This is a genomic window from Intestinibacter sp. (assembly GCF_022780145.1).
Taxonomy (GTDB): domain Bacteria; phylum Bacillota; class Clostridia; order Peptostreptococcales; family Peptostreptococcaceae; genus Intestinibacter.
Map to the genome: position 1 here is coordinate 1 of NZ_JALEXO010000228.1, position 2,336 is coordinate 2,336.

Below are 2,336 nucleotides of genomic sequence, written 5' to 3' on the forward strand. Positions count from 1 at the left end.
GATATAGGACTTAAGGATTTTATAAAAACTGTAAGAGGTAGGGGTTATAGTATATGAAGTTTATAGATTATATTGAAGAGAGAATTTGGTTTGTGATATTTCAGGTTTCTGTGATTTTTTTGATATCTATATATTTTAAATTATTTGAACTTCCTATTGAAGCAGTTGTAATCTTAGATGTGATTTGGATATTAGGCATGATGGTGTATCTTTTTGTTTCATACTCAATGAAAAAGAAGGAGTACGATGAGATAATATCTATAGTAGATAACCTAGAGGAAAAATATTTAATAGCGGAGATTTTGAAAAAGCCTAAAAATTTCAAGAACAAGGCATACTACTATGCTTTGAAAAAGGCTTGTAAATCTATGAATGATAAAATTGTCGATTTAGAAAGCGATATAAGAGACTACCATGATTACATAGAGAGCTTTGTACATGAAATCAAAACTCCGATATCGGCGATTTCATTATTGTGTGACAACAGACAGGATATGAATATAAAAAGTCAAGTAAACAAAATTAATAATTTTGTAGAGCAAATGCTGTTTTACGCTAGAAGCGATAGTGTCGAGAAGGATTACTTTATAAGGAAAATAAGCTTGGAGGATCTAGTTCATACAGTCATCATGGATTACAGAGAGAATTTAATGCAAAATAGAATATGCTTAGATATAGATAATTTACAGAATTGTGTTTATACAGATGAAAAATGGTTAGTATTTATAATAGGTCAGATTTTACAAAATTCTATAAAATATATGGATAAAGAGGATAAGTTGATTAAAATATACAGCTTAAATAAAAAAAATAAAATTGTCCTGGTCATTGAAGATAATGGACAGGGGATAAGAGATTGTGATTTGCCTAGAGTATTCGATTATGGATTTACTGGAACTGATAGAAATAAAGAATACTCTACGGGAATCGGTCTATATCTCTGCAAGAAGCTATGCGACCGCTTGAATTTAAGTATAGATATAGAATCTGTATATAAAAAATTCACACGAGTTACTATTGTTTTCCCAAAGACTAATTTATACAAAGAAGATACTGAAATTGGATGAAAATATAAAATGTTAACCACAGAAAAACATATGTGCTGTGAATATATCAATTTGATAGAACGTTGCAAAATAGGTATTTATAGACTTATCAACAAAGTTATCCACATTATACACAGGGTTTGTGTACAATTTAATTCACATTTAGACAAAATGTTTTATCGTACAAATTTATATTGAAAAATATATTAAAAAAAAATTAAAAATTAAAAGGATATTTAAAACGAATGGAGAATATAATATAAAACATAAAAAATTTATCATAATAGTGAAGTACATAAATATGAACCTATGAACTTTACGTAGTGAAGGGAGCTGTTCTTATGAAAATATTAATAACAGGAAAGAAAATAGAGCTTACAGATGGTATCAAAGGGGCTGTAGAAGACAAATTAGGTAAATTAGACCGTTATCTTCACGAAGACACAGAAGTAAAGGTTACTGTAAGTGCTAGAAAAGCAAAACAAAAAATAGAAGTGACAATCATCCCTATAAATGGACCTATAATAAGAGCTGAAGATAGTGAAGAAAACCTATACGCAGCAATTGACGTTGTTTATGATAAACTTAATAAACAATTAAGAAGATACAAAAACAAATTAAAAGGAAAATATCAAGCTAAAGGACAAGAAAGTATTAGATTCCAAAATATTGAAACTGACGCTAAGGAAGAACAAAGTGGTGAATTCGATATAGTTATTGAAAGACGTAAAAAATTCGATATGAAACCAATGAGCGCAGAAGAAGCTGTATTACAAATGGAATTAATAGGACATGATTTCTATATGTTTAGAAACATAGACACAGACGAAATTTCAACAGTTTATAAACGTGAAAATGGCGGTTATGGATTAATTGAACATGAATAGTAGTCTTGCTATATAAATTAATGAAAGTTTGAGTATTACAAGCTATCGATAAGAAATTATCGATAGCTTTTTTAAGTTAAGATTAAATTTAGTATATTAAAATAGTATAGATTTTATGTTAATGTTAAAATATAATACTGTAAATAAAAGGAAAGGAGTAGCTAAAATGGTAGAAGCTTTATTGATTGTGATTGTAATATTATTGGTTGTAGATATTTATGTAACAATTAAACCTAAAGGTGTTGATATGGATCCTATCCAAAGAAATATGGATCAGAAGTTGATTTCAGTAGAGAAGACACTTAGAGAAGAATTGACAATAAATAGAGAAGAATCTAGAAAAAACGAGCAATCAAATAGAACAGAAATAGGAGGTTCTATTGAAAAATTAAGTTCTTCTATA

General features: G+C 28.2%; 2 protein-coding genes and 1 pseudogene. All 3 read left to right on the forward strand.

What is annotated here, in order from left to right:
- Positions 1-53 precede the first annotated feature (53 nt).
- Positions 54-1,067, forward strand: coding sequence for a sensor histidine kinase (locus MR593_RS08625; RefSeq protein WP_290691915.1), 1,014 nt, complete (start codon positions 54-56; stop codon positions 1,065-1,067).
- 320 nt (positions 1,068-1,387) lie between these two features.
- Positions 1,388-1,933 carry a ribosome hibernation-promoting factor, HPF/YfiA family gene (gene hpf / locus MR593_RS08630; protein ID WP_290691917.1) on the forward strand — a complete coding sequence of 182 codons (546 nt, stop codon included), beginning with the start codon at positions 1,388-1,390 and terminating at the stop codon, positions 1,931-1,933.
- Between the two features lie 166 nt (positions 1,934-2,099).
- Positions 2,100-2,336: pseudogene (locus MR593_RS08635) on the forward strand (DNA recombination protein RmuC); the annotation flags it as partial.